The organism is Phaeobacter gallaeciensis DSM 26640 (assembly GCF_000511385.1).
Lineage (GTDB): Bacteria > Pseudomonadota > Alphaproteobacteria > Rhodobacterales > Rhodobacteraceae > Phaeobacter > Phaeobacter gallaeciensis.
This window is the reverse complement of record NC_023137.1, coordinates 1,905,844-1,931,815: the sequence shown is the minus strand read 5'-3', so window position 1 is coordinate 1,931,815 and position 25,972 is coordinate 1,905,844. Positions and strand designations below refer to the sequence as shown.

The following is a 25,972-nucleotide window of genomic DNA, read 5'->3' as shown; positions in this document are numbered from 1 at the left end:
GTGCCGCAGATCCAGACTTTCAATATAAGGCTAGGCGTACTGAGGCGCGCGTTCAGGCTTTGTCGGTCTCGGCCACGTCACCTTCCTGCAGCTGTCTCTGGATGTCGGCAATCACCTGTTTCCAGAGTTCCGGTTGCTGGGCACCTGGAACCGCGTGTTGGTTCGCGACCACAAATGTTGGCACCGATGTGACGCCCATCTTGCGCGAATGGGCATCACGGTTGCGGATTTCCTCGGCGTCGGTGTCGCCTGACAACAGCCGCAGAGTAACGGCGCGGTCCATTCCCGCAGCCTCCGCAATATCGGCGAGGATCTCCGCGTCGCCAATATCCTTGGCCTGCACGAAATAGGCATCAAACAGCGCATCGACCACTGCGCTTTGCTTGCCCTCAATCCCGGCCCAGTGGATCAGGCGGTGCGCGTCCAGCGTGTTCGGCGTGCGCTTCATGGCTTCGAAATTGATCTCAAGCCCGGCGGCGCTGGCGTGTTCGACAACCGGGGCATAGGCTTTTACTGCGCCGTCCTTGCCGCCGAATTTCGCTTCCAGATAGCTGCGCCGGTCCATGCCATCGCGCGGCATATCGGGGTTGAGCTGGAACGGGTGCCATTCAATGACAAACGGGTGATCGCCGACCTCGGCCAGCGCCTTGTCCAGATGGGTTTTGCCGATATAGCACCAGGGGCAGATCGGATCGGACAGGATATCAAGCTTTACAAGGCTCATGACGGGGTCCTTTGGTGTCGGATGTAGCAATCGGGCAGGGCGCGGCGCAGCAGTTTGCCATTGGCACCACTGGGCAGCGCGTCGAGACGCAAATAAGCGCGCGGCTGTTTGTAGCGCGCCAGCCGGTCCTTGGCAAAAGCCGAAAGCGCCTCATCGGTCACGTCTTTGGCACTGGTATAGAAAGCGACAATGATATGGGTATCGGGTTTCACCTCGACAGAGGCGACCGCCACCTGCTCCAGATCGGGGTGGGTTGCCAACGCTGCTTCCACCTCAAGCGGGGAGACGCGATAGCCGCCTGCATTCATCATGTCGTCGTTGCGGCCAAGATAGCGGATCTGACCATCCTCGGTCATCTCACCGAGATCACCGGTTAGAAACCACGCCCCCTGATAGCGATCCTCAGTGGCGGTTGCGGCGTTGTAATAGCCGAGCATCAACCCCGGGTCGCGGCGATCAATGGCGATGACGCCGGAGGTGTTGCGCGGCACCGGACTGCCGTCGGAATCAAGGATCGCCAACCGGCGTCCCGGCTGCGGCCAGCCCAGTGTGTCGCCTGTTTGCTCAGGGTCACGGCGGCGCGCCGGATCGGCCGAGATGAAGGTCGAACATTCCGACATGCCAAAGGCCTCATAGAGCGCGGTACCGGTGGCTGTCCGCCAATCCCGCGCCACCTGGCTGGAGAGTTTCTCACCAGCGCAGAGACCGTAGCGCAGAGCGGGCAGGTGGAGTGTCTGATCCTGTTGCAGCAGTTTGCGATAGACGCCGGGCGCTGCGGCAAAGAGGCTGGCATCATACTGCCGCAAGAGGTCGGGTAGCGCAGCGATTGGGGTGCCGTCTTCGGGGATGAGTGCGGTTGCGCCGAGGCTCCAGGGGTCCATCAGCCCGGTGCCCAGCGTGAAGGTCCAGTTGAACGCACCGGCATGGAGGAGGCGATCTGTGGGGCGCAGATCATACCAATGACGGATCATCATTTGGCGCGCCCAGATCGCCCGGTGAGCATGTACCACTGCGCGCGGATTTCCGCCGGTTCCGGAGGTGTAGACGATATAGGCCGGTCGATCAGGATCGCCGAGCTGCATTTGAAACTGGTTTTCCGGCGGTGCGGAGCGCTGCATGGCCTCAAGTGAGTCGCGCTCAATCTCGCGTGGGTGTGGTGCTGAGGCGATCCCGGGATCGCGCAGGATGGCAGCGGGCGACAGGTCATCTATGATGCGTGCCACCTCAGGCTCGGTCAGCTGCGCGGAGGTGGGAACCGGCACCAGCCCGACAGCAATCGCGGCCAGATAGGCAATCGGAAAAATCGGCGTATTGCCGAGGCGCAGCAGCACCCGGTCACCGGGGGTCAGCCCCTGTGCAAGCAGGCCCGTACCGACCCCACGTACCGCAGCGCGCAGGGCGCCATAGGTCAGCTCCCGTGATTGTGGCTCCCTCAGATCGTCTGGCGTCGCGTCATTGGGCTGAACATGCGGCGCAAGCACGCAAAGCGCCAGCGCCTCCACATCGGCGGTACAGCCAGGTGCGCGCTGGTAGAGCACATGGTCGGCCAGATTGAACGGCGCGGGGCAGGGCGGGAAGAGCCCGCTGTCAGACACAGATTGCATGTTGATTGGCTAACTGGGCAAACCACGCGTTGCAAGATGGCGCGCCCCGCCCTATAGGAAAAAGCATGACCGCTCGTGATCCCAAATCGCTTATCACTATTGCCCGTGCATCGGGTGAGGCTGCCGAAACCGAGCCACTGGATCTGGGCGCTCGGGTGCGCGAGTTGCGCAAGGCGCGAGACTGGACGCTGGAACATGCTGCCAATCAGGCAGGCCTTGCGCGTTCGACCCTGTCAAAGATTGAAAATGGCCAGATGTCACCGACTTACGAGGCGTTGAAGAAGCTGGCAGTGGGGCTGCAGATCTCGGTTCCGCAGCTGTTTACCCAGCCGCAACGGGATCAGGTCAATGGTCGGCTGACGGTGACCAAGACCGGGCAAGGGTCTGCCCATGCCACCACGACCTATGAGCATGAACTTCTGGCTGACAGCCTGACGCGCAAACAGATGTTGCCCTATCGCGCCCGCGTTCGGGCCAGGTCGATGGATGAATTTGAGGGCTGGGTGCGTCATGACGGTGAGGAATTCCTCTACGTGCTGACGGGGGTGGTACGGCTTTATACCGAGTTCTACGAACCGATCGAAATGCGGCGTGGCGACAGTGCCTATTACGACGCCGCCATGGGGCATAATGTGATCTCGCTGAGCGATGAAGATGCGACCATTCTCTGGGTGACGTCCCTGTCATGAGGGGGGTCGCCTTGCGAGACAGCTCTTATGGTCCAATGTTAGCTGCGAAGTCACAGCCCGTAACGGGGCAGTTTTCGACCTACCATCGTTCTGAAATCGCTAAAGGCCCTCCTTAACGAAGGAAGGACCGTGGTAGAGATACCTATGATCAGTTTAGCTGATGCTCCAGTTCCCGGTGGAGGCTCTCTGTATAAAGGAAATCATCCACTTCCTCGCGGGCCTCGGTCAGCGTCAGATGATGGGTCCGGGCAAGATAGGCGACAAACTTATCCTTGTCGTCGAACAGGGATGGGGCCGAGCGGGTCTGCAGATGCGGAAACCGTTGCTTGAGACGGGGCATCCTGTCGAACCAGCTGGCGCGGGCTGTTTGAACAGGCATGGGGGGGCTCCCTCCGGGTCAGAATTGCGCGTGGATATTGATGCTAGCATTTTTTGCAAAAAAAGAAAGTCTGCGTCACGCTGAGCGCCCCCGGCCCTGGCGTCCGGTTGAGATTTCTCCTGTGTCGGGCCGCAGTCAATCGGGTCGAAATAGGCGCGGCAGGATCAGATGCGCCAGACCAACACCGATGAACTGCATGACAATGAACATCAGAATATGGCCGGGGTAGATGCCCGCAAATGTATCGCTGAACCCGCGCGCAATGGTCACCGCGGGATTGGCAAAACTGGTCGACGCAGTGAACCAGTAGGCCCCGGTGATATAAAAGGCGACAAGGGCAGGAACAGCCTCAGGACGGGAGCGTAGCCCGCCAAAGATCACAAACAACAGACCAAAGGTTGCGAGGATTTCCGAGAACCATTGGGCGCCCCCGGTCCGGTGCATGGTGGTCGAGGTCTGCAGAATGGTCAGATCAAACATCACATGGCTGGCCCAGACGCCGAGGATGCCGCCGATGATCTGCGCGGCCACATAGGGCGGTACCGCAGCCCAGCTGTGATCGCCGCGCAATGCAAAGGCCAGCGTGACTGCCGGGTTGAAATGTGCGCCTGAGATCGGCCCCAGCGTCGTGATGATCACATAGAGCATGGCGCCCGTCGCCACCGCATTGGCCAACAGCGCCAAGGCGATGTTTCCACCTGACAGGGCTTCGGCCATGATGCCCGACCCCACAACGCCGATCAGCAGAAAACCTGTACCGAGTGCTTCGGCGATCAGTTTTTGCGTGGTCATGGCAGCTCTCCGATCCGGATCAGGTCTTGGCGTAGTGTGTCGGTATCGCGGTCTTCTAGTGGCAGGTCCAGAAACGCCTGCGCGCGTCGCTCCAGCCGGTCATAGGCAAGGCGAAAGGCCGCATCCCAGTCAGGCTTCGCGGCTGCCGCCGGATCTTCGACACCCCAGTGGGCGCGCAACGGGGTGCCGGGCCAGATCGGGCAGGTTTCGCCCGCGGCGGAGGCACATACGGTGATCACCAGATCCATCTGAGGTGCGCCCTCGGTGGCAAATTCATCCCAACTTTTAGACCGTACAGCGCTGGTGTCGTGGCCTTTCTCTGCCAGAAGTGCGAGCGACTGCGGGTGAACAGCCCCAACCGGTTTGGAGCCTGCGGAATAGGCTTTGACGCGCCCGTTTCCATGGTTATTCAAGAGAGTTTCCAGCAGGATAGAGCGCGCTGAGTTGCCAGTGCACAGGACCAGAATATTCATTTAATGAACTCGTTTGATGGTTATTCAGAGGATGTATGACGGCCGATGTCATCCAGCCGGTGCTGCAATGATATTCGGTCAAGTGTTTCATAGGGGAGCGCGGCAAAGTTACGGATGCGGTTGCGCAGCGCCTCATAGGTCTGTTGATATGCCAGACGTCTTTCGGCCTCTCGTCCTTTGGCTTTGACGGGATCGGGAAGCCCCCAATGAGCGCTCATGGGTTGGCCGGGCCAGCTTGGACAGTTTTCATTTGCGGCGTGGTCGCAAACGGTGAAGATGAAATCCATTGGCGGTGCATCATCTCCAGAAAATTCGCTAAGATCCTTTGAGCGAAGCCCGCCGGTCTCATGTCCGTTTGCGCGCAACAGGCTCAGAACCTCCGGACGTGGCGCGGGAGAGGGGTGACTGCCTGCAGAATAGGCGTGAAACCGTCCATCGCCCTCCCGCTGCAGGATTGCCTCGGCCATGATGGAACGGGCGGAGTTTCCGGTGCAGATGAACAGTACATTGAGGGGGCGGTCGTGGCCGGGCAGCAAAGGGTTTTGCGCCACGCCTAGTGGGCAAATATCCGGACGATTGTGGCAGTAGTCAGACAACAGATCGTCGAACAGACTTCGCAACCCGTCTAATTGCGCGCGGTAGAGCAGCGACGTGCCTTGCCGCTCCGCGCGGATCAAGCCGGCGGAGCTGAGCGTTGAGAGGTAACTGGAAACAGTGTTGGCCTTCTGTGCTAAGGCACCGGCGATCTCACCAGCGGGAACAGCATCAGGATAGCGGCGCATCAGCAGGCGGAACAGTGCCAGCCGATTTGGGTGAGCTAACGCAGCAAGTTGCGATGTTATTTCTATTTCCATAATTCATGAATAACAGAATGAATAGCTTGGAGTCAATGATCAGATCTGGCCACGAAAAGGCCGGCCCCGAGACAACGGAGCGGGCCAGGATTATCTGGTTGGTTGGTGGCGTCAGTCGGCCTGATACCACCAGACCTCAGGCATGTAGGTGATCCCATCACCGCTGACTGGCAGCCGGTCCGGGAACTTCAGCTCCTTCACATGAGCGATGCGCCCCTCGGCATATTGCCAGACCGGGATCACATAGCGACCGGCCGTCAACAGGCGGTCCAATGCATGTGCCGCAGCGGTGAAATCCTCCTTGCTGGTCGAGACCAGCATCGCGTCGATCATGGCATCCACCGCCGGGTCCTCAATCCCGATCAGATTGCGCGACCCTTGCTGTTGTGCCGCAGCACTGCCCCAATAGAGATATTGTTCGTTGCCGGGGCTCAGTGACATCGCCCGGCGGAAGAAGGTCATGTCATAATCAAATGCCTGCTGACGCTGCACAAACTGGGCGCTGTCAACGATGTCCGATGATAGAGAGATACCAAGGCGCTCCAAAGCGCGGGCGTAGATTTCTACGACGGAGCGCATTTCCCCTTCACCGAGATTGCCTGGGGTTAGCAGGACCTGCAACTCCAGCGGCTCACCCTTGGCATTGCTCATGATGCCGTCCTGTACGGTCCAACCTGCTTCGGCGAGAAGTTTGGTTGCCGCGCGCAGATTTTTGCGGTTGCGCTCAGTGCCATCGCTCACGGGCAGGCTGTAGCCGTCCAGCACATCAGGGAGCAGGCTATCTGCAAATGGGGCCAGCAGCGTGCGTACCTTACCCTCGGCGGGGCCGGGCTGCATAGCCAGATAGGAATTGGAGAAATAGGACGAGATGCGCGGCTGGCTGCCACCGGTCAGAGCCTCGTTCATATATTCGAAATTGAACGCCCGGATCAGTGCTTCGCGCACGCGCCAGTCGTCGAAGGGCGCCCGGCGGGTGTTCATCGCGATACCGGTCATGCCGGAGGGTTTGCCGTTGGGGATCACAGTCTTGATGACGTCGCCACTGGTGATCGCAGGAAAGTCATAGGCCTTGTCCCATTTGGCGGCGTTGAATTCGCGGATTGCAGAAATTTCCCCGGCCTTGAACGCCTCCAGCAGGACGGTTTGGTCGCCGTAGAAGTCGAGTTGGATCTCATCGAAGTTATTGGTGCCGCGTCTGAGGGGCAGATCGCGGCCCCAGTAGTCAGGATTGCGGGAAAACCGGATGAACCGTCCGGGCTCGAAATCAGCGACGGTATAGGGCCCGGAGCCGATCGGTGCCTCATCAAGGCCGGAGGCGGCAAAGTCCTTGCCCTCCCACTGTCCTTTTTTCAGGATCGGGCGCAGGCCAGCAATCAATGCCAGTTCACGATTGTCCTCATTAAACGTGATACGCAGGCTGCGCTCGCCCGTTTGTTCGATGCTGTCGATCTGGTTCCAGAACCGCCGGTAGCGGATATGCCCCTCCTGTCCGAGGGTTTCGTAAGACCAGATGACATCAGCGACGGTGACCGGTGATCCATCGGAGAATCGGGCCTCCGGGCGCAGCGTGAATTCAACCCATGCGCGATTGTCCGGCACTTCAATCGATTCGGCGAGCAGCCCATAGAGCGTGAACGCCTCGTCCGCAGACCGCCCCATCAGGCTCTCATATCCCCAGAAGCGCATCTGCCAGGGCGGGGTGCCTTTCTGAGCAAAAGGGTTCAGTGTATCGAAGCCACCAGTGTTGCCAAAGACCACCTTACCGCCTTTGGGCGCATCGGGGTTTGCATAGGGTAAAGACACAAAATCCGGTGGTAGGGTCGGGTCTCCATACATAGCTATGCCATGCGCTGATTCTGCTTGTGCAAAATTAGCGCTTGCGCTGAGGATGATTCCGGCCAAGACCGGTCGAACTCTAAAGAAAAAATCTGGACGCACTTTTGCAACAATCCCGCTCTGGCCTTATTTTCATGAACACCAACGCTAACGGCGCTGTCGGGTCAATTCAAACTTTTAGCTTGGATGAGCGGGGGAAATTGCTTATAAAGGTCTCACTGCTCGATAGGTTTCTTGCCTGTATGAAACCTGCCTCAATAACTTAACGCCCGCTTCGTGCGGGCGTTTTTTTTGGCTTATAAATCTAAGTTCCTGCCGCGTGCAGATCCACAGGGCATCGTCCCGGATGTCACCCGATCCGAGCAAGCAGTCTGCGGTGGTGCTCTTTTCTGACCGGTTTCTTGCAACTTTCACGCGGTGATTGCCGTTTCCTTTGCAGGTGCAGCATGCCACAGTTGCACCAATCAGGTTTTGCAGAGGAAGGGAAGAGTAAGATGACGTTGAGCGGCAAATGTGCGGTGATTACCGGGTCGAATTCTGGGATCGGTCTTGGGGTTGCACGGGAGATGGCGCGTGCCGGGGCAGATGTGGTTCTGAATTCCTTTACCGACCGGGACGAGGATCATGCGCTGGCCGCCGAGATCGCCGCCGAATTCGGTGTTGAGGCATGCTATATTCAGGCCGATATGTCCGATGCGGAGGCCTGTCGCGCCCTGATCACCAAATCCGGCCGCTGCGATATCTTGATCAACAATGCGGGCATTCAGCATGTCGCGCCAGTGGATGAGTTCCCGGTCGACAAGTGGAATGCGATCCTTGCCATCAACCTGTCGTCGGCCTTTCACACCGCCGCCGCAGCGCTGCCGATGATGCGCAGCGCAGGTTGGGGCCGGGTGATCAATATCGCTTCGGCGCATGGTTTGACGGCGTCCCCTTACAAGTCGGCCTATGTCGCGGCCAAACATGGCGTGGTGGGGTTGACCAAGACGCTGGCCCTTGAAACCGCAGAGGAGCCGATCACCGCCAATGCAATCTGCCCGGGCTATGTGCTGACCCCGCTGGTGGAGGCGCAGATTCCCGACACGATGGAAAAATACAATATGGGCCGGGAAGAGGTGATCAAGAAGGTGATGCTGGAGCGCCAGCCCTCGCGCGAGTTTGCAACGGTTGAACAATTGGGCGGCACGGCGGTGTTCCTCTGTTCTGATGCGGCGGCACAGATGAGAGGCACCACTCTGAGCGTCGACGGTGGCTGGACTGCGTTGTAATTGCGATGCGGAGACGGAGAGGGGGCCAGCCCCCTCTTGCCCCATCAGGGACAATTCACCCCCGGAGTATTTTGGGAAAGGTGAAAAGCGAAATGCGCAGGCCCCGATCTGCGCCGCCGGTCAGGAGATAGAGTGTGACAAAGCGGATCAATCTGGCCCTGCAGGGCGGCGGCGCGCATGGGGCGTTTACCTGGGGTGTTCTGGACCGGCTCTTGGAGTGTGAGGATCTGGAGATTGCCGCCATCACCGGCACTTCTGCCGGGGCGCTGAACGGCGCGGCGCTGAAATCCGGGCTGGTGCAGGGTGGACGTGCAGGGGCGCGGGCCTGCCTTGATCATCTCTGGCAGCGGATGGGGGCGGTGGGTGACATGCGGTTTGCCCATTGGTTGGCTGGGCTTGACGCCGCACCGCTGCTGGGCGCATTGGACTGGATCGCGCCGTTTTCCCCGCGTGAGGCCATGGGCCAGATCCTGTCGCCTTATAGTTATGGGCCGTTCTATCGCAATCCGCTCAGACCCGTAGTGGAGGGGTTCAACTTTGCTGAGGTTTGCGCAGATCAGGGGCCGCAGTTGTTCATCTGCGCCACATCAGTACGCAGCGGCAAGGTGCGGGTGTTTTCCGGTGAGGAGGTCACAACGGACGCGATCCTGGCCTCGGCCTGTCTGCCGAATCTGTTTCAGGCGATCGAGATTGAGGACCCGAAGTCCGGACGGTTGGAGCCCTATTGGGATGGCGGTTATACCGGCAACCCAGCCTTGTTCCCGCTGTACCGGCCTGAATTGCCATCGGATGTGGTGATTGTGAGCATCAACCCCTTGGAACGCGATGAGCTGCCGCGCACGCCGCAGCAAATCCAGAACCGGGTCAATGAAATCAGCTTCAACTCATCGCTCCTGCGTGAGCTGCGGGCGATTTCCTTTGTTCAGCGCTTGCTGGCGGAGGGACAGCTGGAGGCGGGAGAGATGAAACGGGTGTTGGTGCATATGATCGCCGATGACGATCTGATGCGGGAGCTGTCCGTTAATACCAAGCTGATCCCGATCCCACAGATTCTGGCGAAGCTGAAAACCGCCGGACGTGCAGCTGCGGAACAGTTTCTGGAGCAGGACAGCGACGCCATCGGCCTCCGGTCGACGGTGGATCTGGCGGAGATGTTTGGCTGAGCGAAGAACCCCGGCCTGATGGTGCCCCAAAATAGGGCGCCGGAATTCAGTCTGAAACGAGCTCGGCAGGTTTCGTCGGATCCTTCGCATTGGGATAGACCAGTCCGGCGGAGATCACCAGTTTGGCAGCCTCTTCCACAGTCATGTCCAGTGGAATCACATCTTCCTCAGGAAAGAAAAGCAGAAACCCGGATGTGGGGTTCGGCGTGGTTGGCACAAAAATCGACAGCAGGTTGCCACCCGTCTCGGCCCGTGCTGCCACTTCTCCCTTAGCAGTCGTCGAAACAAAACCAATGGCCCAGATTCCGCGGCGCGGATACTGGATCAGGCAGGCGGTGTCGAAACTGCGTTCGGTCTGGGCAAACACGGTTTCCGAGATCTGTTTGATCCCGGAATAGATCGAGCGCACCACCGGCATGCGGTCCACCAGGCTTTCGGCAAAGCCGATGAGCGAACGGCCGATGATGCCTTTGGCGATCCAGCCCACCACAATTGTGAACAGCAGGAAGATGATCAGGCCGACGCCACGCAGGTTGATCCCGATATATTGCTCGGGCCGTACGGTATGCGGCACCAGCGGCAGCACCACACCGTCGATCCAGCCCATCACTGTCCACAACAGCCAGATGGTCAGCCCGACCGGTGCAATGACCACGATGCCGGTAAAGAAGGACGACCGCAGCCGGGCAAAAAGGCCAGGGCGGCGGGGCGTGTTTTCGTCGTCAAAAGGCGTGGTCATCTGTGCGTTTCACCGGTGAGGAACGTAAGAAAGCTAGGCAGGGAGCTGCGCAACCGCAATGGGCAGCTGCGCAGAAAAAGCCGTTATTGCTTCAAGTTGACCAATTCCTTGGCGATTTCGGCCGCCAGACGGGCATTGTTGCGCACAAGCGCAATATTGGCGGTCAGCGATCGGCCCTCTGTCAGCTCGAAGATGCGTTGCAGCAGGAAGGGGGTTACCGCTTTGCCCGCGACGCCCTGTGCATCCGCTTCGGACTGGGCCTGCGCCAGAACCGGTGCCAGATCTTCGGCAGCGATCTGATCTGCCGCTGGGATCGGGTTGGCGATCAGTTGTCCGCCGGGCAGATCCATGGCCTGACGGGTGGCATGGGCACGGGCGATCTCTGCGGCGCTGTCCATGCGCAGGGGTGCGGCCAAGTCAGAGGTCGCCGACCAGAACGCCGGAATGCTGTCCTGCCCATAGGCGATAACCGGCACCCCTTGGGTTTCCAGCACCTCAAGCGTTTTGGGGATATCTAGGATCGCCTTAGCGCCTGCGGCTACCACGGTGACCGGGGTTTGCGCCAGTTCCAGAAGGTCGGCAGAAATGTCAAAGCTGGTTTCCGCGCCCTTATGGACGCCGCCGATGCCGCCAGTGGCAAAAACGCTGATCCCAGCCAGTCGCGCTGCGATCATAGTGGCGGCCACGGTGGTGGCGCCAGTGCCGCCGGTGGCGATACAGGCGGGCATATCAGCGCGGGAGATCTTGGCAACGCCTTTGGCTTGGCCGAGCGCTTTTAGTTGGTCCGCCTCAAGCCCGATGTGCAGCACGCCGCCGATCACGGCCATGGTGGCCGGAACGGCGCCCGCGGCGCGGATATCATCCTCGACCTGTGCGGCCACCTCGACATTCTGGGGATAGGGCATCCCGTGGGTGATGATGGTGCTTTCAAGCGCAACGATGGCCTGGCCGGAGGCGCGGGCAGCGGCAACTTCGGCGGAAAATGTCATGTCGATCAAAGGGGTGGTTCTCCTGAAACATAGGTTGCAGCGGCCTTCAGCGCCGATGCAAGGGAGGTTTCGCGGTCTTCGCCGCGGGCCTCGGCTGCGATATGTGCAGCCATGAAGGTATCGCCAGCGCCCGTCACGCGCGCGACGGTCACGCGCGGCGGGGCCTGAGTGATCAGCCCCTTGTGGTCCGCTTCGGTGGCGGAGCTGCCGCCATCGGTGACCAACACCCGTGCGGCACCGCGATCCAGCATGGCGCGCGCGGCGGTGGGGCTGTCGGTGAATTCGTCCTGGCAGAGCAGGCCCGCTTCCTCAAGGTTCACATAAAGCGTGCCACAGCTGCGCAGCAGGAAGGGGCGCAGACGCTCCGCCTTGCCGGGTGAGGCAGGGGCGACGCGCAGATCTGCCTTCGCAAAGGCTGGATTGGCGGTGATGTCATCCAGCAGCGACAAGGTCAGATTGCCGTCCAGCGCCACCGGGCCGCTATATGGTGCATCCTCGCTGCCAAGGGCGCCATCGATCAGCGGGCGCAGGATCTTCGCACCTGCGGCTTCCAGCGAATGGGCGTCTGCGATGGCGGCAATCAGACCATTGGCACCTTCGACGGCCATATAGCGATCGGTAGGCAGATCCTCAGAGCGATAGAGGTGGTCTGTGATCAGGCCAAGATGGGCGCAGGCATGGACCAGTTCGTCGCCCTCTGGGTCGCGACCGATCGCGCTCAGGAGGGCAGGGCGCAGGCCAAAACGGGCCAGGGTCATCGCGATGTTCATCGCCACACCGCCGGGTAGGCGGGTGATCCGCCCCGGCATATCCGACCCGCGCTGCATTTCTGCGGTGCAACGCCCAATGATGTCCCAGAGCACCGATCCGATGCAGAGGATATCAGGCTGCGCTGAGGCAGTGCCGCCGGAGGAGGGCGTGGCGTCAGATTGATGCGAGGCGGGAACATGCGGAGGCTGTGTCATAAATCCCGTATTGCCGCGTTTTTTCGCCCCCCGCAAGCGGCAACAGACTTAGGGAACGGCGAAAGTCAGGGCAGCCCAGTGTGTCTGCCAGACCGGCGCAGGCTGGCCTTTGGTCGCGCTATCATTCCGGGATGCAGCTTCAGGATTCACGGGGCGCAGGACCACGGCGTCCAGGAGATAGACGTGGCCTGATTTCACAGGCACCACGGCGCGGCCATCAGCATCAGTGCGGATCAATGTGATCGACACAGTGTCATCCGGGGCTCGTTCGAAGACCTCCACCTGAGCGTCGGCGCGCGGGCGGTCCTGAAACCGCAGTTCGACCGGCAGGCCGGTGCTCAGATCATCGCTGTAGGGGTTGGCCAACGCGACAAATTCAGTGAGCATACCAATCGCGCGATCCGACCCCGTACCGCTGCCAACAGCGATCAGCGATTTTGCGTGGCGGGTGTAACGCTCGGCAAACCCTGTGCGGGGAAGGTTGCGGGCGCTGTGGCGCTGTTCGATATCAGGGAAGTCCTTATGGGCCGCGAATTTTACGAAATCCTCCCAGCTGTCATAGGTCAGATGGTCCGGTGTGGTCTCGTGAGCCACCACCAGCAGCCCCTCTGCAGGCGCCTCCAGCTGAAGCGCAGGCAGGTCGCCCATGCGTCCTCCATAGGGGTGGGCCTCCGCCTGATCCCAGATCTCGAACCGGGCGATGTTTCGGTCGAAATATGCCAGCCGCGCCCCGCTGAAAACCTGTCCGTTGCGCAGATCTGCCTGAACCGAGGCGCCTAATTTTACTTGATATTTTTCTGGCGCAATCCAAAACTCGTGGGCAAGGGCAGCGCGACCGACGGTGTTCACGGCAAGCGCGAGCAGGATAAAAGCAACAGGGCGGGTAAAACGCATGGCGCAGATGAGACCTCTGGCTGGGACGGTGAGTGGCAGACGTTGGCAGAGCGCGGTACAGATGCCGCGCGGAGGACTGACCCGCTGGCGGCATCACCTGAGGCGTCTGCTGCTGGTCTTGCTCTTCTGGAGCGTCTCACACTCTAGCGGTTTCGCCCATGAAGTCACGCCGACGATTGCGGATTTTGAAATTTCCGGCGATCAGCTGACCATGGATCTGCGGATCAACGCCGAGGCTTTTGTGGCGGGTATTGATCTGGATGGCATGGTCGATACTGATACGGCTGATCAGGCGCAGGACTATGACGACCTGCGCGCGCTTGGCCCGGATGAGCTGGCGCCGATGGTGCAGCTCTTTGCCGAAGATTGGTTGCAGAGCCTTCAGGTGGAGGCACGCGGTGCTATCGCGATGGAGGTAACCGCGATTGAGATCCCTGAGCCGGGGGATATTGCCCTGCCGCGCAGCACCTTGCTGCGGCTCTCGGGCGCAATCCCGGACGGCGCACGTGGGCTGAAACTGGGCTGGCCAAAAGGGTCGGGCGGTGTGGTTCTGCGCCAAAACGGTGTCGAAGGTCCCTACACCGGCTATCTACAGGGCGGTGAAACCACCCCGACCATTCCCCTGTCAGGCGGGCTGGCGCAGACGCCGAGTGAGGCGTTTATCGACTATATCCCGGTGGGCTACACCCACATCCTGCCAAAGGGTCTGGATCATATCCTGTTTGTGCTGGGCTTATTCTTCTTCAGCACCCGGCTGCGGCCTTTGATCTGGCAGATCAGCGCCTTCACGGTGGCACATACCATCACCCTTGCGCTTGGCGCTCTGGGGCTGGTGCAGATCAACCCTGCCATTGTGGAACCGCTGATTGCCGGATCAATTGTATTCGTCGCGGTTGAGAATATCTTTGCCCGGAAGCTGCACAGCTGGCGAACGCTGGTGATTTTTGGCTTTGGATTGCTGCACGGGCTGGGGTTCGCCTCGGTGTTGGCCGAGTTTGGCCTGCCGGATGCGCAGTTCCTGCCTGCGTTGCTAGGGTTCAATGTTGGCGTGGAACTGGGGCAGCTGAGCGTTGTCGGGGCGGCCTATGCGCTCCTCGGGTTCTGGTTCTGGCGGCATCCGAAATATCGGGGCCGGGTCGCCATCCCGGCCAGTTTCACCATCGCGCTGATCGGTGGCTACTGGTGCGTTGAGCGGCTGTTTCTCTGACCGGCATTGTGGTTGGTCAGGGGGCTATTCAGGCGTTCTGCCACAGGTTTGCATAGCGCCCCAAACGACCTTATCCCTCCATCGCCGCCAGCAGGCTGCGTAGGCGCATGAGCGGGTCCTCTTCGCGCCAGATTTCATCTCCGATGCCGAAGAAATCCGTATAAGGCGTCAGATCGCGGATCAGCTCAGGTGTAAGGCCGCCCTCTGCCACCACCGGCACTTCGATCATCTGGGACCACCACTCAAAGAGTTCTTTCTGGGCCTGATTGCCATCGCCCAGACCGGAGGTCCCAACGGGGCCGAAACTGACATAATCGGCACCCGCTTCGGCGGCGGTCAAACCATCGTGACGTGACGCCGCGCAGAAACTGCCAACAATCGCATCGGCGCCAAGCGCCTTGCGCGCTGCTCGAACCGGGCGGGCCGCGTCCGACAGATGCACCCCGTCAAGACCCAGACGCTCTGCCAGGATCTGATGGTCGGCAATCACGATGGCCACATCGCGGGCGTGGGCCACAGCCCGCAGGGCATCACCCGCCCGGCTCAGCGTATCCTCATCGCGGCTGGCCAGCTCAAGACGGACGCAGGCAATTTCCACCGAATCCAACACCCGTGCCAGTTGGTCGGGAAAGCGGCCGAGCTCAAAACTGGGGGGCGTCGTCAGATAAATCTGCGGCGTTTCGGGGGCATCAGCGGGGCTGTCCATGGGGAGGGCTCCTGTTCAGTGGTTGTCGGTGTTTAGCGCATCTGCCACTGGACGCAAGGATTTGGCGACATCCCAAGTGGGATATTTCCGTGTGATGCTGCGCTGATATATCAGGAATATAGCGGGTTTCCCGCAGAAGTCGCCCCGCGCGGCCTTGCCCATCACGCCTGTGCCGACTAGAGCAGAGCAGCTTTTTTGGAGAAACGGATGCCCAGCGACACCCCTCAACCCGCTTTTGTCCTCGTGCGCCCGCAGATGGGCGAGAACATCGGCGCCGCCGCCCGCGCGATGTGGAACTTTGGGCTGGACCGGATGCGCATCGTGGCGCCGCGCGATGGCTGGCCCAACCCCAAGGCCGTTGCCATGGCCTCAGGCGCGGGGCGGTTGCTGGATGAGGCGCGGCTGGCAGAGGATCTGGCCAGCGCGCTTGAGGATTGCGATTTCGTCTTTGCCACCACGGCGCGCCCGCGGGAACTGACCAAACCTGTCTACAGCCCCGAAGCGGCGATGAATTTGGCAGCAGAGAAGATTGGCGCCGGTCAAAAGGTGGCCGTGATGTTCGGCCCTGAACGTGCGGGTCTTGAAAATGAGGACATCGCCCGGGCCAATGCCATTATCTCGGTCCCCGTAAATCCTGAGTTTGCGTCGCTAAACCTTGGCCAATGTGTCCTGCTGACCGCCTATGAATGGCGTCGCCAAGTGGCTGAGGTCGCGCCCGTCGTGACCGATCTTGGCAAATCCGACTGGGCCAGCCATGCGGATGTTGATGCGCTGGTTAACCACTATGAGGACCGGTTGGACGAGGCCGGGTTCTTCTTTCCGCCGGACAAGGCGCCCAGCATGAAAACTGTGTTCCGCAATATGTTCAGCCGGATGCCGCTGACTCGCGCCGATGTGCAGATGCTGCATGGGATCATGCGACAGATGGTCCGCTGGAAAGAAAAACGCGACTGAGGCGCGACTTCGGGCGACTTTGCACCACAGTCGCCCACTGGACGGGGCCGAACAGGCGGCCTAGCTTGACGGGAAATTGGAAGAGGCAAGCATGAGCAAGCGCAGCATTTTCGAAGAGGTCTCCGGCAACGAGCCGCAAGAACGCCCACAGGCGACACCTGGCGGTATTGATCGCACCCGCCGTGGCGCAAGGGGCGCAATTCGTGCGTGGCTGGCAGTGCTGTTTGCGCTGGTGGTGGCGATGATTGTTGTCGGTGGGCTGACCCGGCTGACCGACAGTGGGTTGTCGATCACCGAATGGCGGCCTGTGACCGGTGCCATGCCACCGCTGAGCGAGGCAGACTGGCAGGCAGAGTTCGACAAGTACAAAGAAATCGACCAGTGGCGCATTGAAAACCAATGGATGGAGCTGGCGGATTTCAAAGAAATCTATTGGTGGGAATGGGGGCACCGTCAGCTGGGTCGGTTCATCGGCCTGGTCTGGGCGCTGGGGTTCCTCGGCTTTGCTGTCACACGGCAGATCCCGGTTGGTTGGGCCGGGCGGCTGGCATTGCCCGGCCTTCTGGGCGCTGTCCAGGGGGCTATCGGCGGGTGGATGGTGGCCTCCGGTGTAACGCAGGGCGAGGGGATGACTTCGGTTGCGTCTTATCGCTTGGCGACCCATCTGGGGTTGGCCTTTGTCATCTTGGGATTCATCGCCTGGTATATGTTTCTGCTAGGGCGCGAAGAGCGCGATCTGATGCAGGCGCGCCGGGCTAAGGAGACCAAGCTGTTTGGTCTCTCTACCGGTCTGCTGCACTTCAGCTTTTTGCAGATCATTCTTGGCGCGCTGGTTGCGGGTATTGATGCAGGCCGGTCTTACACCGACTGGCCGTTGATGGGCGGGCAGATCCTGCCGCCTGAGCCGTTCATGCTAGAACCACTTTGGACCAATTTCTTTGAAAACCCGGGCCTTGTACAGTTCATTCACCGGATTAGCGGTTATCTGTTGTTGGCCTTTGGTGTGGTGGTCTGGTTGCGCGGGCGTAACAGCGCCCATCTACGCACGCGCTTCGCCTTTAACGCGGTCTTTGCAGCACTGTTGTTGCAAATGCTGCTGGGTATTGTCACCGTGCTTTATGCGGCGCCCTGGCAGGTCGCAATCCTGCACCAATTGATGGCTGTCGGCCTCTGGGTCCTGATCCTCAGGGCGCGGTATCTGTCGGGTTATCCCATTGCAACTTCGATTAAGGATCACTGAGAATGAGCGCATTTGACGACTTGATGGCCTATGAGCGGGACACCCAGGCGCTTGGCCAGATTGCGGGCCGTTTGGGCTGGGATCAGGAAACCATGATGCCACGCGGTGCCGCCCCCCAGAGGGGTGAGGAAATGGCGGCGATTGAGGCTGTTCTACATGCCCGTCGCTGCGACCCGCAGGTGGCTGATTGGCTGGCACGGGCCGAGGCCCCGGATGAGGTGAGCGCGGCGCAGCTGCGTGAGATCCGTCGCAGTCATGAGCGTGCCGTCAAGGTGCCGGGTGATCTGGCGAAACGCATCGCCCGCGTCACCTCCGAGGCGCAGGGAAAATGGGCCGCCGCCCGTGCCGCTGAGGACGTCGCAGCCTTCCTGCCGGTGCTGGAGGAAGTGGTCGCGCTGAAACGCGAAGAGGGTCAGGCACTGGCTGCGGGGGGCGACGTCTATGACGCGATGATCGCCGACTATGAACATGGCACCACCGCTGCCGAGATCGCAGCCCTGTTTGATGCCATGCGCCCGCGTCTGGTTGATCTGCGGGCGCGCGTTTTGGACAAACCCGCGCCGAAGGGCGTCAGCGGGCATTTCGATGCTGACAAGCAGATGGCCCTGACCACCACTTTGGCGGAGACCTTTGGCTACCAGATGCGCCATGGCCGGGTCGACAAGGCGGTGCATCCTTTCTGTTCCGGCAGCGGTCTGGATGTGCGCGTGACCACGCGGACCAGCGACGATGATCCCTTCAACTGTTTCTATTCCACCATTCACGAGGTCGGCCATGCTGCCTATGAGCAGAACATTGATCAGGCCTATCTGCTGACCCCACTGGGGCGCGGCGTCTCGATGGGTGTGCATGAAAGCCAAAGCCGGATCTATGAGAACCAGCTGGGCCGCAGTCGTGCCTTTACCGGCTGGCTGTTCGATCAGATGGTGCCGCAGTTCGGTGACTTTGGCATTGCGGATGCGGACGCCTTCTATGCAGCAGTGAACGCGGTCCACAACGGCTACATCCGGACCGAAGCGGACGAGTTGCAGTATAACCTGCATGTCATGATGCGCTTTGATCTGGAACGTGCGCTGATGTCGGGCGATTTGCAGGTGCAGGATCTGGAAGCTGCCTGGAATGACCGTTTTGCAGCTGATTTTGGCTATGGCGTCGATAAACCGTCCAATGGTTGCCTTCAGGACGTGCATTGGTCGGTGGGGCTGTTTGGCTATTTCCCAACCTATTCGCTGGGCAATGTCTATGCCGGCTGCCTCTATCAGGCGCTGCGTCAGGCGGTGCCGGATCTGGATAAGCAACTGGCGGCGGGGGATACGGTCGCCGCAACCAACTGGCTGCGCGATAATCTGCAAACCCATGGGGGGCTGCGCAGCCCGGTTGAGACCATCACCCATGCCGCCGGGATGGCGCCCAGCCCGGAGCCGCTGCTCAGCTATCTGGAAGAGAAGTTCGGCGCGCTATATGGTCTGTAAGACGTCACGCCGCACAATCAACGAAACCCGCGTCAGTCACTGGCGGGGGTTTTCCGTTCCGGTGCCGCGCGCGTCTCGCTGGTGCGGGTCCGTTCAGATCAGCGCCATACGCTCGGCCCGCTCAGGATCGGGGAAGGGGCGGTACAGGCCGAAATCGGCAGAAGCGATCAGCGCATTCACATTGGCATAGAGCCGCTCGACATTTTCGTCCATTTCACCAAGCACCCGGAAAGCCTGATCCAGCTGAGTCATATTCGCAAACTCGATCTCCAGCAGGAAATCGCGATGCTTGTCACTGGCCAGGTTCAGTTTGCGGCGCAGCAGTCGCCAGCCCTGAATGACATCCCGCTCGCGCAGGTAGGACATCCATTGGTCCACGGCATTGGCAAAGGCAATGGCCTTCGCCTCGTGATGCAGATCGATTGAGCAGTGATAGAGGTTCATGCGAGGCCTCCCTAGGCGATGCGTGTATCGCTCTCAGGCTGGCAGAAACTGCTTAGGTTTCGATTAACAAAAAACGCCACCCCAGGGGCGGCGTTTTATCGTTGGTCGTAGCGCGATAGCGCGATGAGATCAGGTTGCCTCGGCAGTTTCGCTGGTATCCTCAGACGCGGGGACCTCTTCGTCGTCGCGCTCCGCAATCCACGCGACCGAGACGACCTCTTCGCCCTTGGCGGTGTTGAAGACGCGAACGCCACCGGCGCTGCGGGAACGGAACGAGATGCCATTGACAGGGCAACGGATCGACTGGCCTTTGGAGGTCGCCAGCATGATCTGATCCTCAAGCTCGACCGGGAAGGTCGCGACGATGGCACCGCCTTTCATCGCGCCCACACCCTGACCACCACGCCCGCTGACACGGTAGTCATGGGCCGAAGTCAAATTGCCCACACCAGTGCGGTTGATGGTCACCAGAAGATCATTGGCCGCCAGCATTTCCTGATACCGCTCCTCGGAAAGCGACCCTTCGGTTTCTTCACCATTTTCTTCTTCGGTAACATCCCCACCAAGCTCAGAGCGGAAGCGCTTGATAAAGGCATTGCGTTCCCAGGGCTCTGCGCTGAAGTGGCGGATCACCGACATTGAGACGACTTCATCCCCGTCGCTCACCAGCCGGATCCCACGCACCCCGGTCGATTCACGGGAGTTGAAGACGCGGACGTCGGTCGAACGGAACCGGATCGCCCGCCCGGAATTGGTCACCAGCATCACATCGTCCTCTTCGGAGCAGATGCGGGCATTGACCAGCCTGACGGAGCCATCTTCCGGCAGTTTCATGGCGATCTTGCCGTTGCGGCGCACATTGGTGAAATCCGACAGGCGGTTGCGACGGACATCCCCGCCCGAGGTGGCAAAGACCACCTGCAGGTTTTCCCATTCGTCATCCGGCACATCGACCGGCATGATCGCCGCGATGGAGACGCCCGGCGGGATCGGCAGAATGTTGACAATCGCCTTACCCTTCGAGGTGCGGCCACCTTGCGGCAGGCGCCAGGTCTTCAGCTTGTAGACCATCCCGTCAGTGGTGAAGAACAACAGCTGGGTATGGGTATTGGCCACAAAGAGGTTGGTGACAACATCCTCTTCCTTCGTCTGCATGCCCGACAGCCCCTTACCGCCACGCTTCTGCGCCCGGAAGTCGGCCAGCGGGGTCCGCTTGATGTAGCCGCCGCTGGTGATCGTCACGACCATGTCTTCGCGCTCGATCAGGTCTTCGTCTTCCATGTCACCGGACCAGTCGACAATCTGTGTACGACGGGGAACGGCGAAATTATCACGCACTTCGCGCAACTCGTCCGATATGATGCCAAGGATCCGCTCGCGCGAGGACAGGATCTCAAGGTATTCCTTGATCTTACCTGCCAGTTCTTCCAGCTCGTCGGTGACTTCCTTGACACCAATCTGGGTGAGACGTTGCAGGCGCAGTTCCAGAATGGCGCGGGCCTGAATCTCGGAGAGATTGTAGGTGCCGTCGTCATTCATGGTGTGGGTCGGATCGTCGATCAGACGGATATAAGGTGCGATGTCGGTTGCGGGCCAGCGCCGGGTCATCAGCTTATGTCTGGCTTCGGCTGCATCCGCAGAGGCACGGATGGTCGCGACCACCTCGTCCACATTAGAAACCGCGACGGCCAAGCCGCACAGAATATGGCTGCGTTCCCGCGCCTTACGCAGGTCATAGGCGGTGCGCCGCGCAATCACGTCTTCGCGGAAATCAAGGAAGGAGGTCAGGAACCGGCGCAGCGTCAGCTGCTCGGGGCGACCGCCGTTCAGGGCCAGCATGTTGCAGCCAAAATGGGTCTGCATGGGCGAGAAACGATAGAGCTGGTTCAGTACCACCTCAGCCGTGGCATCGCGTTTCAGCTCCACAACAACCCGCACGCCGTTGCGATCGGATTCATCCTGAACGTGGCTGACACCCTCAATCTTTTTCTCGCGCACCTGTTCGGCGATCTTTTCGATCATCGCGGCCTTGTTGACCTGATAGGGGATTTCTTCGACCACGATGGCGTAGCGGTCTTTGCGGATCTCCTCAACGCGGGTCTTGGCGCGAATAACGACGCTGCCGCGTCCTTCCAGATAGGCCTTGCGCGCCCCGGAACGACCCAGCATCACGCCGCCGGTCGGAAAGTCCGGGCCGGGCACAAAGTCGATCAGCTGTTCGCTGGTCAGATCCGGGTCCTCAATCAGCGCGAGCGTGGCATCAATCACCTCGCCCAAGTTATGGGGCGGAATATTGGTGGCCATGCCAACCGCAATACCGCCCGCGCCATTGACGAGCATATTCGGGAAACGGGCGGGCAGAACCGTGGGTTCGCGGTCCTTGCCATCATAGTTGTCCTGAAAATCAACGGTGTCTTTTTCAATGTCGGCGAGGATAGAGGCGGCGGGCTTGTCCATCCGCACCTCGGTATAGCGCATGGCGGCTGGGTTATCGCCATCCATGGAGCCAAAGTTGCCTTGCCCATCCAACAGCGGCAGCGACATGGAGAAATCCTGCGCCATCCGCACCAAGGCGTCATAAATCGCGGAGTCGCCATGAGGGTGGTATTTACCCATGACATCGCCAACCGGACGCGCCGATTTGCGGTAGGGTTTGTCATGCGAGTTTCCGACCTCATGCATGGCGTAGAGAATCCGGCGGTGAACCGGTTTCAGACCGTCACGCAGGTCAGGAATGGCGCGGCTGACAATAACCGACATCGCATAATCGAGATACGATGTGCGCATCTCGGATTCGATGGACACCGTTGGGCCGTCATATTGGGGCCGTTCAGGTTTGCTTTCGTCCATGTTTTCAGGAGTTTCCGGCGTATCGTTCACGTTGTCTGCCCGTTGTTATTATTGGGTCTATATATTGTGTCTGCACCATAACAGACAGGGCATATAAGGCGCAAGCAAGCAGGGCGGCGGAGCGCCCCCGTGCCGGAGGTTTTCTGCCAAAGGGCTGTATTTGTTCGGAATTAACCCTTTCCGTGGTAAGCTACTTTGGGGGGATCCGTAAGGGAGACCTGAAATGGAGACACGCGAAACCGAATTGATGCTGAAGGGCTACGGTCTGACCACGGCTGAGATGACCTATCACATGCCGGATCACACCCATGTTCTAAACACTTTCGTCTGGCAGGAGTATGATCTGGCGCCAGACCATCCGCGATTGTTTGAATTCATTGATTTCTGGCATCGTGAGATAGACGGCCCGTTGCATTCGGTCCGATTTACCCATCGCAAGATGATCAGCCCTGGCGAATGGCGCAACGTAAAGGGTGTGCTTCATATGCATTGAGCCTGCGGACCAGATCGCAGATGGGGCGCATGGCAATGCCAAACGGTGGCAAGCGGGGATGACAAGCCGCCCATGTGGTGATGGTATCTCCATCGGGAAGGGCGGGACGGCAAGAATCCGGACAGCGGTTTTCTTTCCGCGACAACTTCTTATACTGCTGCCAAATTGATCTGTTGGCGGTTTGGCCTGTCTCGCGTGGGATGTTGCTGCAGTGATTTTTTCTGACCTGAAACGACGTGTTCGATGCGCATATGCTCGGGACGTGACCCCTCTTGGCTGAGAGAAAGACATCATGGTTTCCCGCGTTATTCCGGTTCAGGCCTTTGATCTTGTGATATTTGGTGGCACGGGGGATCTGGCGCGGCGCAAAATCCTGCCTGCGCTGTTCCGGCGCCATTGTGCAGGCCAGTTGCCGCAGGATGCGCGGATCGTGGGCGTGGCGCGGAGGGCGCTTGGCAGCGATGGCTATCGGGATCTGATCCGCGCTGCCTTGCAAAATGAGCTAAGCGGAACGGAGATTGCTGCGCGTGGTGCGGAATTAGAGCGGTTTCTGGCGCGGCTGGAGTATCAGGCGATTGATGCGCAAGCAGGCGATGGCTGGACCGCGCTTAAGCAGATGCTTGGCACCCCGATGCCGGATCGAGTGCGGGTGTTTTATTTCTCCGTCGGCCCGGCGCTGTTTGCTCCGCTTGCGGAACAGATCTGGAGGTACCATCTGGCGGATGATCAAACCCGGATTGTGGTTGAAAAACCCTTCGGTCACGATCTGGCATCGGCCAAGGCGCTCAACCGGACGCTTGCCAGTCATTTCGACGAAAGCCAGATCTACCGGATCGACCACTATCTGGGCAAAGAGACCGTTCAGAACCTTATGGCGATCCGGTTTGGCAATATGCTGTTTGAACCGCTCTGGAACAGTCAGTATGTGGATCATATCCAAATTACAGTGGCTGAATCGGTGGGTGTTGACGGCAGGGCATCGTATTATGACAGGTCCGGTGCAATGCGCGATATGATGCAGAACCACCTGATGCAGCTGCTTTGCCTGATTGCGATGGAGCCCCCGGCGAAGTTTGATCCGGATGCCGTGCGCGATGAAAAACTGAAGGTGATCCGGGCATTGGAGCCAGTGGAACCCCACCATATCGTGCGTGGGCAGTATTCTGCGGCAGAAGGCGCGGAACCGGGTGAGGATCAATCCTACCGCGAAACCGTTGGCGATCCGCGCTCCACCACCGAAAGCTATGTGGCACTGAAAGCGCATATCAGCAATTGGCGTTGGGCGGGTACACCCTTCTACCTGAGGACCGGCAAGCGTCTGGTGGCACGCTCCTCTGTGATCAATATCTTCTTCAAGGACGCGCCCCATTCGATCTTTGGCGCCGATGCCGGGCGCCATGCCAATCTTCTGACCATTCGTCTGCAACCGGATGAGGGGATCACCCTCAAGGTGACCATCAAGGAGCCCGGACCCGGCGGTATGCGGTTGATCGATGTGCCGCTGGATATGAGCTTTGCGCAGGCGCTCGGTGCGGATATTGACGGTGCGCCCGATGCTTATGAGCGGCTGATCACCGATGTGATCCGGGGCAATCAGACGCTGTTCATGCGGGGTGATGAGGTGGAGGCCGCCTGGGCCTGGACGGATCCGATCATTGCGGGCTGGACATCGCGCGGAGATGTGCCAAAACCCTATGATAGCGGTAGCACCGGACCGGGAGATGCAGATCTCCTGATGCGGCGCGACGAACGGGAATGGCGGGGGATCAACCCATGAATATTATCGAATATGCAGATCGGGACATGCTTGCGATCGATGTGGCCAATCAACTGGCCGGCGATCTCAAGACTCATTTGCTGCACCATGACAGCGCGTCCTTTGCCGTCGCAGGCGGCACCACCCCGGCGCCGATTTTTGACGATCTTTGCGCCGCGGATATCGACTGGGCGCGGGTGCGCCTGATGGCGACGGATGAACGCTGGGTGCCTGTCGACAGTGATCGCTCCAATGCGCGCATGATCCGCGAGCGGCTGCTGGTCAACCGTGCGGCGGCGGCGACGTTCCTGCCGTTTCATGTGCCTGCGCGTGCGCCAGAGGATGTGCTGGCCGAGGTGGAAAGCCAGGTCCAGCCTGAGTTGCCTCTGTCGGTGGTGCTGCTTGGCATGGGCGAAGATATGCATACCGCCTCGCTGTTTCCCGGCGTCGATGGTTTGACTGAAGCGCTGGCGGCGGATGCGCCGGTGTTGGCCGTGATGCGGCCCGACAGTCAGCCGGAGCCACGCGTCAGCCTTTCGGCGCGGGTACTGGATGCGGCCATTGCAAAACATCTGGTGATCTATGGGGATGCCAAGCGCGAGGCATTGGAGATCGCCAAATCCCTGCCACCTGAGGACGCGCCCATTCAGGCTGTTTTGTCTGAAATGACAGTGCATTGGGCGCCATAGATGATGTGATTGGGGCTTTTGTTAGCCTTCTGCAACCGCGCCATCCTGTTCGATCAGGGTGGCGCGCAGACTGTCCGGCAGCGGGTAGCCTGACTGGCCGTCCGGTGTGCGCAACACCATGACGCCAGTCATTGTCGCGCGCAGGTCACCGGACCAGATCTGTTGTTCCATCACATATGAGGTCCGGCGGAAGGACACCACACGGGCGGTGGTGATATAGTCCTCATCCAGAACCATCTCTTTCATGTAATGTACATTGGCGTTTCGCAGTACGTTGCGCGGTGCGCACAGGCCTTTGAAATGAGGGGCGAAAACACGGTCGTAGTAGGCCACGCGCAGGGTTTCGAACCAGCTCAGATAGGCTTTGTTGTTGACGTGGTGAAGAATGTCCAGCTCGGAAAACCGCACCCGATCTGCCATCGCCAGCGGTTGCGGTACCTCCAGCCCGTGACGGCGTTGGGCATCCGGGCTGAGCGGGGTGTGAAAGATCAGATCCATAAAGCAGTCGGTAGAGAACTTAACGGCAAGGTGCAAGTCAGGACGCCGCAACAAGATATCTCACAAGGCGCATTCGCAACGTAAGGTGAATGCGTAATAACACAGTAAATTCAATGAATTTCGGTGTTATTTTAATGTTGGGAATTTTGGAGCGGGTAACGAGAATCGAACTCGTAACTAAAGCTTGGGAAGCTGCCGTGATACCTTTTCACCATACCCGCGCCAATAGGGGGTGATTACCGGTTTCGAGGGGGAGGGTCAAGCGCCCAACCACCCCCGCTAACGGCAAAAATG

The 25,972-nt window shown here is 59.9% G+C and carries 25 protein-coding genes and 1 tRNA gene; 10 read left to right on the top strand and 16 right to left on the bottom strand.

Features of this window, described 5'->3' with window-relative positions:
* Window positions 1-52 precede the first annotated feature (52 nt).
* Together GAL_RS09305 and GAL_RS09300 are read right to left on the bottom strand one after the other, a co-directional pair.
* Window positions 53-724, bottom strand: coding sequence for a DsbA family oxidoreductase (locus GAL_RS09305; RefSeq protein WP_024097331.1), 672 nt, complete (start codon window positions 722-724; stop codon window positions 53-55).
* Window positions 721-2,328, bottom strand: coding sequence for a class I adenylate-forming enzyme family protein (locus GAL_RS09300; RefSeq protein ID WP_024097330.1), 1,608 nt, complete (start codon window positions 2,326-2,328; stop codon window positions 721-723). Before GAL_RS09300 ends, GAL_RS09305 begins: the two co-directional genes overlap by 4 nt.
* A 65-nt stretch (window positions 2,329-2,393) precedes the next feature.
* On the opposite strand from GAL_RS09300, the gene GAL_RS09295 reads away from it, so the two are divergent.
* Window positions 2,394-3,017, top strand: a complete 624-nt coding sequence (locus tag GAL_RS09295) for a helix-turn-helix domain-containing protein (protein WP_024097329.1) — start codon at window positions 2,394-2,396, stop codon at window positions 3,015-3,017.
* Between the two features lie 148 nt (window positions 3,018-3,165).
* Here GAL_RS09295 and GAL_RS09290 read toward each other — a convergent pair whose 3' ends face one another.
* From GAL_RS09290 to GAL_RS09270, 5 genes are all read right to left on the bottom strand, one after another.
* Window positions 3,166-3,396: a hypothetical protein gene (locus GAL_RS09290; RefSeq protein ID WP_014874610.1), complete on the bottom strand. Its 231-nt coding sequence runs from the start codon at window positions 3,394-3,396 to the stop codon at window positions 3,166-3,168.
* A 135-nt stretch (window positions 3,397-3,531) separates the two neighbouring features.
* Complete coding sequence (locus GAL_RS09285; protein ID WP_024097328.1) at window positions 3,532-4,188, bottom strand: aquaporin; 657 nt, start codon at window positions 4,186-4,188, stop codon at window positions 3,532-3,534.
* Complete coding sequence (locus tag GAL_RS09280) at window positions 4,185-4,661, bottom strand: arsenate reductase ArsC (protein ID WP_024097327.1); 477 nt, start codon at window positions 4,659-4,661, stop codon at window positions 4,185-4,187. Before GAL_RS09280 ends, GAL_RS09285 begins: the two co-directional genes overlap by 4 nt.
* Before the next feature lie 20 nt (window positions 4,662-4,681).
* Window positions 4,682-5,515, bottom strand: coding sequence for an arsenate reductase/protein-tyrosine-phosphatase family protein (locus GAL_RS09275; RefSeq protein ID WP_024097326.1), 834 nt, complete (start codon window positions 5,513-5,515; stop codon window positions 4,682-4,684).
* A 111-nt stretch (window positions 5,516-5,626) separates the two neighbouring features.
* Window positions 5,627-7,453: an extracellular solute-binding protein gene (locus tag GAL_RS09270; protein WP_040104046.1), complete on the bottom strand. Its 1,827-nt coding sequence runs from the start codon at window positions 7,451-7,453 to the stop codon at window positions 5,627-5,629.
* 392 nt (window positions 7,454-7,845) lie between these two features.
* Here GAL_RS09270 and GAL_RS09265 point away from each other — a divergent pair, with 392 nt between their 5' ends.
* Complete coding sequence (locus GAL_RS09265) at window positions 7,846-8,619, top strand: 3-hydroxybutyrate dehydrogenase (RefSeq protein WP_040104045.1); 774 nt, start codon at window positions 7,846-7,848, stop codon at window positions 8,617-8,619.
* 134 nt (window positions 8,620-8,753) lie between these two features.
* Complete coding sequence (locus GAL_RS09260; RefSeq protein WP_024097323.1) at window positions 8,754-9,782, top strand: patatin-like phospholipase family protein; 1,029 nt, start codon at window positions 8,754-8,756, stop codon at window positions 9,780-9,782.
* A gap of 46 nt (window positions 9,783-9,828) precedes the next feature.
* Here the strand turns inward: GAL_RS09260 and GAL_RS09255 are convergent, their stop codons facing one another.
* The 4 genes from GAL_RS09255 to GAL_RS09240 form a co-directional block, all read right to left on the bottom strand.
* On the bottom strand, window positions 9,829-10,521 hold the full coding sequence (locus GAL_RS09255; protein WP_024097322.1) for a DUF502 domain-containing protein: 693 nt from the start codon (window positions 10,519-10,521) through the stop codon (window positions 9,829-9,831).
* Between the two features lie 83 nt (window positions 10,522-10,604).
* Window positions 10,605-11,519 carry a pseudouridine-5'-phosphate glycosidase gene (locus tag GAL_RS09250; RefSeq protein ID WP_024097321.1) on the bottom strand — a complete coding sequence of 305 codons (915 nt, stop codon included), beginning with the start codon at window positions 11,517-11,519 and terminating at the stop codon, window positions 10,605-10,607.
* Window positions 11,516-12,475 carry a PfkB family carbohydrate kinase gene (locus GAL_RS09245; RefSeq protein WP_024097320.1) on the bottom strand — a complete coding sequence of 320 codons (960 nt, stop codon included), beginning with the start codon at window positions 12,473-12,475 and terminating at the stop codon, window positions 11,516-11,518. The genes GAL_RS09250 and GAL_RS09245 overlap by 4 nt, the downstream gene beginning before the upstream one ends.
* Window positions 12,476-12,523: 48 nt before the next feature.
* A complete protein-coding gene (locus GAL_RS09240; RefSeq protein WP_024097319.1) occupies window positions 12,524-13,369 on the bottom strand; it encodes a DUF4198 domain-containing protein in 846 nt (281 codons plus the stop codon).
* On the opposite strand from GAL_RS09240, the gene GAL_RS09235 reads away from it, so the two are divergent.
* The gene (locus tag GAL_RS09235; RefSeq protein ID WP_040104033.1) at window positions 13,368-14,576 is read left to right on the top strand and encodes a HupE/UreJ family protein; all 1,209 of its coding nucleotides are present in this window, start codon (window positions 13,368-13,370) and stop codon (window positions 14,574-14,576) included. The genes GAL_RS09240 and GAL_RS09235 overlap by 2 nt on opposite strands.
* A gap of 70 nt (window positions 14,577-14,646) precedes the next feature.
* Here the strand turns inward: GAL_RS09235 and GAL_RS09230 are convergent, their stop codons facing one another.
* Window positions 14,647-15,282, bottom strand: coding sequence for a thiamine phosphate synthase (locus tag GAL_RS09230; protein ID WP_024097317.1), 636 nt, complete (start codon window positions 15,280-15,282; stop codon window positions 14,647-14,649).
* Between the two features lie 207 nt (window positions 15,283-15,489).
* Here GAL_RS09230 and GAL_RS09225 point away from each other — a divergent pair, with 207 nt between their 5' ends.
* The 3 genes from GAL_RS09225 (at window position 15,490) to GAL_RS09215 (ending at window position 18,948) form a co-directional block, all read left to right on the top strand.
* Complete coding sequence (locus tag GAL_RS09225; protein ID WP_024097316.1) at window positions 15,490-16,236, top strand: RNA methyltransferase; 747 nt, start codon at window positions 15,490-15,492, stop codon at window positions 16,234-16,236.
* 91 nt (window positions 16,237-16,327) lie between these two features.
* The gene (gene ctaA, locus GAL_RS09220; protein WP_024097315.1) at window positions 16,328-17,476 is read left to right on the top strand and encodes a heme A synthase; all 1,149 of its coding nucleotides are present in this window, start codon (window positions 16,328-16,330) and stop codon (window positions 17,474-17,476) included.
* Window positions 17,477-17,478: 2 nt separating this feature from the next.
* Window positions 17,479-18,948, top strand: coding sequence for a carboxypeptidase M32 (locus tag GAL_RS09215; RefSeq protein WP_024097314.1), 1,470 nt, complete (start codon window positions 17,479-17,481; stop codon window positions 18,946-18,948).
* 93 nt (window positions 18,949-19,041) lie between these two features.
* Here GAL_RS09215 and GAL_RS09210 read toward each other — a convergent pair whose 3' ends face one another.
* Both GAL_RS09210 and gyrA read right to left on the bottom strand, forming a co-directional pair.
* Window positions 19,042-19,392, bottom strand: a complete 351-nt coding sequence (locus tag GAL_RS09210) for a DUF6614 family protein (protein ID WP_014874626.1) — start codon at window positions 19,390-19,392, stop codon at window positions 19,042-19,044.
* 129 nt (window positions 19,393-19,521) lie between these two features.
* Complete coding sequence (gyrA, locus tag GAL_RS09205) at window positions 19,522-22,272, bottom strand: DNA gyrase subunit A (RefSeq protein ID WP_040104032.1); 2,751 nt, start codon at window positions 22,270-22,272, stop codon at window positions 19,522-19,524.
* A gap of 193 nt (window positions 22,273-22,465) precedes the next feature.
* Between gyrA and GAL_RS09200 the strand changes: the two genes are divergently transcribed.
* The 3 genes from GAL_RS09200 to pgl all read left to right on the top strand — a co-directional run bounded on the left by GAL_RS09200 (window position 22,466) and on the right by pgl (window position 25,180).
* Window positions 22,466-22,735, top strand: coding sequence for an usg protein (locus tag GAL_RS09200; RefSeq protein WP_024097312.1), 270 nt, complete (start codon window positions 22,466-22,468; stop codon window positions 22,733-22,735).
* Window positions 22,736-23,027: 292 nt separating this feature from the next.
* A complete protein-coding gene (zwf, locus tag GAL_RS09195; RefSeq protein WP_024097311.1) occupies window positions 23,028-24,512 on the top strand; it encodes a glucose-6-phosphate dehydrogenase in 1,485 nt (494 codons plus the stop codon).
* Window positions 24,509-25,180: a 6-phosphogluconolactonase gene (gene pgl, locus GAL_RS09190; protein ID WP_024097310.1), complete on the top strand. Its 672-nt coding sequence runs from the start codon at window positions 24,509-24,511 to the stop codon at window positions 25,178-25,180. The genes zwf and pgl overlap by 4 nt, the downstream gene beginning before the upstream one ends.
* Window positions 25,181-25,201: 21 nt before the next feature.
* On the opposite strand, the gene GAL_RS09185 is transcribed toward pgl, so the two are convergent.
* Both GAL_RS09185 and GAL_RS09180 read right to left on the bottom strand, forming a co-directional pair.
* A complete protein-coding gene (locus GAL_RS09185; protein WP_040104031.1) occupies window positions 25,202-25,678 on the bottom strand; it encodes an acyl-CoA thioesterase in 477 nt (158 codons plus the stop codon).
* 147 nt (window positions 25,679-25,825) lie between these two features.
* Window positions 25,826-25,899: transfer RNA gene (locus GAL_RS09180), tRNA-Gly, on the bottom strand.
* Window positions 25,900-25,972 lie beyond the last annotated feature (73 nt).